Here is a 6,763-nt window from a genome sequence, read left to right on the forward strand (position 1 = left end):
ATGCCTCCCCTGGACGTGACCCCGGCCGTGACCCCGGTCGAGACCGTCGACCCGCCGCCCGGGCCGCTCGGGCCGCCCTCCCCGGCCGGGTCCCCCACCGGCCCCCGGACCGGCACCCGCGGACCGGCGTGGCTGCGCGCCGTGCGTCCGCGCCAGTGGCCCAAGAACGCCCTGGTCCTCGCCGCCCCGCTGGCCGGGGGCCGGGTGCTGGACCCCGACGTGCTGCTCGGCGCGCTGGTGGCGTTCGCGGTGTTCTGCGTCGCGGCCTCGGGCTGCTACCTGCTCAACGACGCGCTCGACGCCCCCCAGGACCGGCTCCACCCGACCAAGCGCCTGCGGCCCGTGGCCGCCGGCGAGATCGGCGTACGCCGGGCCGTGGTCGCCGGGACCGTGCTGATGCTGCTCGCGGTGGTCGCCGCCACCGTCTGGGCGCTGCCGCTCGGGCTCACCGTGCTGGCCTACGTCGCCGTGCAGGCGGCCTACCTCGGCGGCGTCAAGGACGAGCCCGCGCTCGACCTGGCCGTCGTCTCCTCGGGCTTCCTGCTGCGCGCGATCGCCGGCGGCACCGCCTCCGGGCTCGCGCTGTCGCCGTGGTTCCTGCTCGTGGCCACCTTCGGCGCGCTGTTCGTCGTGTCCGGCAAGCGCTACTCCGAGATGGTCCGCATGGGCGCCGACGCCGGCACCCGCCCGTCGCTGCGCAAGTACTCCGCCAGCTACCTGCGCTTCGTCTGGACCATGGCCGCCGGGGTCACCGTGACGGTCTACCTGCTGTGGGCGCTCAACGGCCCGGGGTCGGCCGCCGGTGGCACGCCGTGGGCCGCGGTCTCGGTCGCGCCGTTCGTGCTCTGCCTGATGCGGTACGCCGCCGTGGTCGACCGCGGCCACGCGGAGCGGCCCGAGGAGATCGTGCTGGGCGACCGGCACCTCCAGGTGATCGCCCTGGTCTGGGTCGGGCTGGTCGCCACCGGGGCGGTGCTCGGGTGAGCGCCGGCGCACCGACGGTGCTGCACGGGTGGGGCCGGACCTCGCCGTCGGTGGCGACGGTCCGCACCCCCGTCACCGCCGACGAGGTCGCCGCTGCGGTCCGGGGGGCCGGTGACCGTGGCGTCCTGGCCCGCGGGCTGGGCCGCAGCTACGGCGACCCCGCCCAGAACGCCGGCGGCACCGTGCTCGATATGACCCACCGCCGCGGCGTACGACGCCTCGACGTCGACGCCGCGGTGGTCGAGGTCGAGGCCGGCACCAGCCTCGACGAGCTGCTCCGGGTGCTGCTCGGCGTGGGGCTCACGCTGCCGGTGCAGCCGGGCACCCGCCAGGTCAGCGTGGGCGGGGCGATCGCCGCCGACGTCCACGGCAAGAACCACCACGTCGCCGGCAGCTTCGGCGCCCACGTGCGCTGGGTCGACCTGCTCACCGCCGACGGCGCGGTGCAGCGGCTGCGCCCCGACGGCCCCGACCCCGAGCTGTTCTGGGGCACCGTCGGCGGGATGGGCCTGACCGGCGTGGTGCTGCGCGCCGAGCTCTCGGTGCGCCGGGTCGAGACCTCCTCGGTCGTGGTGACCAGCGAGCGCCACGGCGACCTGGGCGAGGTGATGGACGCGCTGACCCGGCTCGACCACGAGGCGGAGTACAGCGTGGCGTGGTTCGACTCCGTCTCGCGCGGTCGCGGCTCGGGGCGCGGGGTGGTCCTCAGCGGTCACGACGCCCGGCTCGACGAGCTGCCCGTCGCCCAGCGCCGGACGCCGTACGCCGTGCCGCCGCCGCGCTCGGTCGCGGTCCCGCTGGTGCCGCCGGTGTCGCTCGTCAACCGGCTGAGCGGCCGGGCCTTCAACGAGCTGTGGTTCCGCAGGGCGCCGCGACATCCCGGCACGGGGGTCGAGCACGCCTTCGGCTTCTTCCAGCCGCTCGACGGCGTCGCGTCCTGGAACCGGCTCTACGGCCCGCGCGGCCTGGCGCAGTACCAGCTCGCGGTCCCCCACGACGCCGCGGCGGTGGTGCCCGAGGTCGTCGCCGCCGTCGCGGCGAGCGGCCACGTGTCCTGCCTCAACGTGCTCAAGCGCTTCGGCCCGGGCACGCCCTCGCCGCTGTCCTTCCCGATGCCGGGCTGGACCCTGGCCCTCGACCTGCCCGTCGCGCCCGGGCTCGCCGGGCTGCTCGACCGGCTCGACGCGATGGTGCTCGAGGCGGGTGGCCGGGTCTACCTGGCCAAGGACTCCCGCACCCCGGCCCACCACCTGGCCGCGATGTATCCCGACCTGCCCCGGTTCGCCGCGCTGCGCCGCCGCGTGGACCCCGAGGGCCGCTTCGCCTCCGACCTCGCCCGACGCCTCGGGCTGCTCACCCCCACCCCCGCACGAGAGGCCCGCCCGTGATGGACGCCACCGGTCGCCCCCAGTCCCTGCTGCTGCTCGGCGGCACCTCCGAGATCGGCCTCGCGGTCGCCGACGCCTGGGCCGAGCGGTCCCCCGGCCTGCGGGTCGTGCTGGCCGCCCGCCCGGGCGAGCGCCGCGACGCCGCAGCCGCCCGGCTCGAGGGACGCGGGTGCCGCGTCGAGGTGCACGACTTCGACGCGCTGGACGACGGGGCCCACGTCCGGGTGGTCGAGAAGGCCCGGGCCGGGGGCGACGTCGACGTCGCCGTCGTGGCCTACGGCGTGCTCGGCGACCCCGAGCTCGCCTGGCAGGACCCCGAGGAGGCGGGACGGGTCGCGCGCACCAACTACACCGCGCCCGTGCTCAGCGGCGTCGCCCTGGGCGCGATGGTGCGCGCGCAGGGGCACGGCGTCGTGGTCGCGCTCTCCAGCGTGGCCGGCGAACGACCCCGCCGGTCCAACTTCGTGTACGGCTCGAGCAAGGCCGGGATGGACGCCTTCTACACCGGCCTCGGCGAGGCGCTGCGCCCGATCGGCGGCCGGGTCCTCGTCGTACGCCCCGGGTTCGTGCGGTCGCGGATGACCGCCGGACTCGACGCCGCCCCGCTCGCCGTGGGTCCCGAGGAGGTCGCCCGTGCCGTGGTCGACGGGGTCGCCGCGGGGCGCGAGCAGGTGTGGGTCCCCCGCCCGCTGCGCCCGGTGATGTCGACGCTGCGCCACCTGCCCCGGCCGGTCTTCCGCCGGCTGCCGCTGTGACCACCCGGCCCCGCAGCCACCCCGGCTTCGACGCCCTGGTCGACTGCGTGGTCCGCGAGCTCGACGGCCACGGCATCACCCTTACGCCGCTGCTCGTCCACGACGAGCTGCGCGCCATGCTGCGCCTGCCCGAGTCGGCCGGCGGGCTGCCGGAGTCCGAGCGGCTCGACCTGCTCGGGCCGCAGGCCCGCCGCCGCCTCGCCGACCGGCTGCGTGCGCGGCTGCGGCTGCCCGACCTCGCGTCCGGCCCCTCCGCACCCGGCCCCTCCGCACCCGGGCCCACCGCACCCGACCCGGACGCCGAGCCCGAGCGGGAGCCCTGCCAGGTGGTCGAGCTCGCCGAGCGGAGGCACCGTGACCGCTGAGGCCACCCGCACCGTCGTGCACCTGCTGCGCCACGGCGAGGTCCACAACCCCGACGGGGTGCTCTACGGGCGGGCTCCCGGCTTCGGGCTGTCCGAGGCCGGCCGGGAGATGGCCCACGCCGCCGCCGACCTCCTCGCCGGTCGCGACGTCGCCCTCCTGGTCTCCTCGCCCCTCGAGCGGGCCCGCGAGACCGCGGCCCCGGTCGCGGACCGGCTGCGCCTCGGCGTACGCCTGGACGAGCGGCTGCTCGAGGTCACCAACGTCCTCGAGGGCCGCCGCGTCGACATGCACCGCAGCATCCTGGTCCAGCCCCGGGTGTGGCCGACGCTGTGGAACCCGTGGCGCCCGTCGTGGGGCGAGCCCTACCGCGACGTCGTAGGACGGATGACGGCGGCCGTCGACCAGGCCCGCACGATCGCCCACGGGCACGAGGCCGTGCTCGTCAGCCACCAGGTGCCGATCTGGGTGACGCGCCGCCGCGCCGAGGGCCGGCGCCCGGCGCACCTGCCCCGCCGGCGCCAGGTCGCGCTGGGCAGCCTGACCTCGCTGCACTTCCTCGGCGACCGCCTGAGCGGGGTGACCTACGCCGATCCGGGGCTCGGCCACCGCTTGTCGGCCGCGCCTACGGTGGCCCCATGAGCTTCCCCGGCCCCCCTCGCCCCCTCGTCGTCGCCGAGCAGCGTCACAGCACCCTCGCCCTGGTGCTGGCCTGGACCCTCACCGTCGTCACCGGGGGCTACTTCCTCCCGTGGGCCATCGCCGCCACCCGGGGCAAGACCAACAGCACCACGATCGGCTGGGTCAACCTCCTGCTCGGCTGGACGATCGTCGGGTGGGTGGTCGCGCTGGTGATGGCCTGCCGGCCGCACCGCACCACGACCTACGCCTGACCCCTCCTGCCCCGCCCCACCCCGCCGCCGTTAGGGGTGGGGGCACCCGGGTACACGCGGCCTCCGGGGGAATCAACAGGAGGCACACATGAAGTACGTCATCATCGCGGTCGTCGTGGTCGCGCTGCTGCTGCTCGTCGGGCTGCTGCTCGCCGCGCGCAACCGTCGCAAGAAGGAGCTGGCCCGCCAGCGTGCGGGCGAGCTGCGCCAGGAGGCGGGAGCCGCCACCGCCGGCACCCAGGCCCAGGAGGCCCGCGCCCGCGAGACCGAGGCCGAGGCCCAGGCAGCCCGTGAGCGCGCCGAGCGCCTCGAGCGCGAGGCCCACGAGCGCCGCACCGAGGCCCAGGTCGCCCAGGCCCAGCGCGAGGACGCCGTGCGCGAGGCCGACCGTCTCGACCCCGACGTCGACCACCGTGCCGCCGACTACGAGCCCCGCCTCGACACCGACGGTCGCCAGACCGGTCACGACACCGGCCACGAGACCGGGCACGACACGACCGGGCACGACACGACCGGGCACGACACGACCGGGCACGACACGACCGGCACGGACACCCGTCACGACACCACCGGTCACGGGACCACCCACGACACCCGTCAGGGCGTGGCCCGCGAGGTCGACGAGCACACCCCCGGCCACGACCGGACCGGCTCCACCGGGACCACCGGCGGCACCACCGGGACCACCAGCGCCACCGGCGGCACCACCACCGGGACGCACGACCAGACCGGCACCGGCGGCGCCCACGCCGCCGGCCAGCCCGACCCGGCGCTGCGCCCGACCGACCCGAACGACCCGGACTTCGCCCCGCGCGACGGTCGCTAAGTCCGTATTGCACGATTTGCGTGTTCTGCTGCCGCGGGCGGCGGTGACGGCCTACCGTCGTACCACCGCCGCCCGCGTCACCAGGAGAGCACCGTGCGAACTCCGTCGCTCCGCACCCTGGGTGACGTGGCCCTGGTGCTCGCGGTCGTGGTCGCCACCTTCCTGGCGCTGACCGAGAGCCCGGTGCCCGAGCTGGTCTCGCGCTGGTGGACCGCCGGTGTGGCCGCCTCTGCGCTCCTGCTGCGCCTGCCCGGCCGCCGGCTCTCCGTGGGGGTGGCGGCCGTCGTCGTCTCCGTCGTGGTGGCCGGCACCGCCGCCGGGGCCCCGCCGGGCCTCACCCTGGCGCTCGCGGTCTCCACGGCGGTCGAGGCGCTCGTCGTCGCCTGGTGGTTGACCGGCTTCGAGCTGGCCCGCGCCCGGCTGGCCACGTGGTCGGACTACCGCCGGTTCCTGGTCGCCGTGGGTGGCGGTTGCGCCGCCTCGGCGCTGACCACGTCGGCGGCGTACGCCGTCCTGGGCCGCCCCGAGCCCTGGCTGCTCGTGGTCTGGGTCTTCCTGACCCACCTCGCCGCCCAGGTCGTGGTGCTGCCGCTGTTCCTGACCCAGCCCGACCCGGGTGTGCGGGTGCGGGCCGTGGAGGTCCTGGCCCACCTCGCCCTGCTCGCCGCGGCCGCCGGGCTGTGCCTGGTCGCGACCGCCGACCAGCCGCTGGCCTTCGTGATGCTGCCGCTGCTCGTGTGGTCGGCCGCGCGGTTCGCATCCCGCTGGGCCAAGCTCGAGCTCGTCGCGGTGTGCAGCTTCCTGGCCTGGCTGAGCATGCAGGAGATCGGGCCCTTCGCGCCGCTCCCCGAGGACGCCGGGGTGCTCGACCTGGTGGCGACACCGCAGGGACTCGTGACGGTCGGCGCGATCACCGTGGTCGCCTTCATGGTCGCGATGTCGAGCCTGCGCGAGTCGACCCGCCTCAACCGGGCCCACGAGGTGCAGCTGGGGCAGCTGATGGACTCCGCGAGCGGGACCGCGTTCGTGGCCACCGACCTCGACGGCACCATCACGTGGTTCAGCACCGGGGCCGAGCAGCTCCTCGGCTACTCCGCCGAGGAGGTCGTGGGCCGCTTCGACCCGACGCGCTTCCACGAGGTGGGCGAGGTCCTCGACCGGGCCCGCGAGCTCGGTGTGCCGCCCGGCCCCGAGGTCCTGACCCGCCCGGTGACCACGGCGACCGACGGCAGCGAGCAGGACACCCGCGAGTGGACCTGGGTACGCCGGGACGGCGGCCGGATCAGCGTCTCGGCCAGCGTCAGCCGGGTCCGCGACCAGGCCGGACGCCACGTCGGCTGGCTCGACGTCGTCCGCGACGTGACCGACCGTCGCGCGGCCGAGCAGGCGCTGCGGCAGGCCCTGGACAAGGAGCGCGAGACCAACCTGCGGATGCGCGACCTCGACCGCGCCAAGAACGACTTCGTCTCCTCGGTCAGCCACGAGCTGCGCACCCCGCTGACCAGCATCATCGGGTACGCCGAGATCCTGGGCGACGACCTCGCGACCAACCTC

Annotated in this window: 8 protein-coding genes; all 8 read left to right on the top strand. The window is 76.1% G+C overall.

The features are described from left to right. Positions 1-984: a decaprenyl-phosphate phosphoribosyltransferase gene (locus tag ASG49_RS17470; protein WP_082534238.1), complete on the top strand. Its 984-nt coding sequence runs from the start codon at positions 1-3 to the stop codon at positions 982-984. Further along, positions 981-2,372, top strand: a complete 1,392-nt coding sequence (locus tag ASG49_RS17475; protein WP_056544506.1) for an FAD-binding oxidoreductase — start codon at positions 981-983, stop codon at positions 2,370-2,372. Before ASG49_RS17470 ends, ASG49_RS17475 begins: the two co-directional genes overlap by 4 nt. Beyond that, positions 2,372-3,127, top strand: coding sequence for a decaprenylphospho-beta-D-erythro-pentofuranosid-2-ulose 2-reductase (locus tag ASG49_RS17480; RefSeq protein ID WP_235562155.1), 756 nt, complete (start codon positions 2,372-2,374; stop codon positions 3,125-3,127). The genes ASG49_RS17475 and ASG49_RS17480 overlap by 1 nt, the downstream gene beginning before the upstream one ends. Continuing rightward, positions 3,124-3,492 carry a hypothetical protein gene (locus tag ASG49_RS18805; RefSeq protein WP_056544510.1) on the top strand — a complete coding sequence of 123 codons (369 nt, stop codon included), beginning with the start codon at positions 3,124-3,126 and terminating at the stop codon, positions 3,490-3,492. Before ASG49_RS17480 ends, ASG49_RS18805 begins: the two co-directional genes overlap by 4 nt. Further along, on the top strand, positions 3,482-4,132 hold the full coding sequence (locus ASG49_RS17490; protein WP_056544512.1) for a histidine phosphatase family protein: 651 nt from the start codon (positions 3,482-3,484) through the stop codon (positions 4,130-4,132). The genes ASG49_RS18805 and ASG49_RS17490 overlap by 11 nt, the downstream gene beginning before the upstream one ends. After that, positions 4,129-4,383 (top strand): superinfection immunity protein, encoded by a 255-nt coding sequence (locus ASG49_RS17495; RefSeq protein ID WP_056544515.1) that lies wholly within the window; start codon positions 4,129-4,131, stop codon positions 4,381-4,383. The genes ASG49_RS17490 and ASG49_RS17495 overlap by 4 nt, the downstream gene beginning before the upstream one ends. 88 nt (positions 4,384-4,471) lie before the next feature. Continuing rightward, positions 4,472-5,209, top strand: a complete 738-nt coding sequence (locus tag ASG49_RS17500) for a hypothetical protein (protein ID WP_056544518.1) — start codon at positions 4,472-4,474, stop codon at positions 5,207-5,209. A gap of 93 nt (positions 5,210-5,302) precedes the next feature. Continuing rightward, positions 5,303-6,763 (top strand): PAS domain S-box protein (locus tag ASG49_RS17505; protein ID WP_162244540.1); only part of this gene is annotated, 1,461 nt, incomplete at its 3' end.

The organism is Marmoricola sp. Leaf446, from assembly GCF_001424755.1.
GTDB lineage: Bacteria > Actinomycetota > Actinomycetes > Propionibacteriales > Nocardioidaceae > Marmoricola.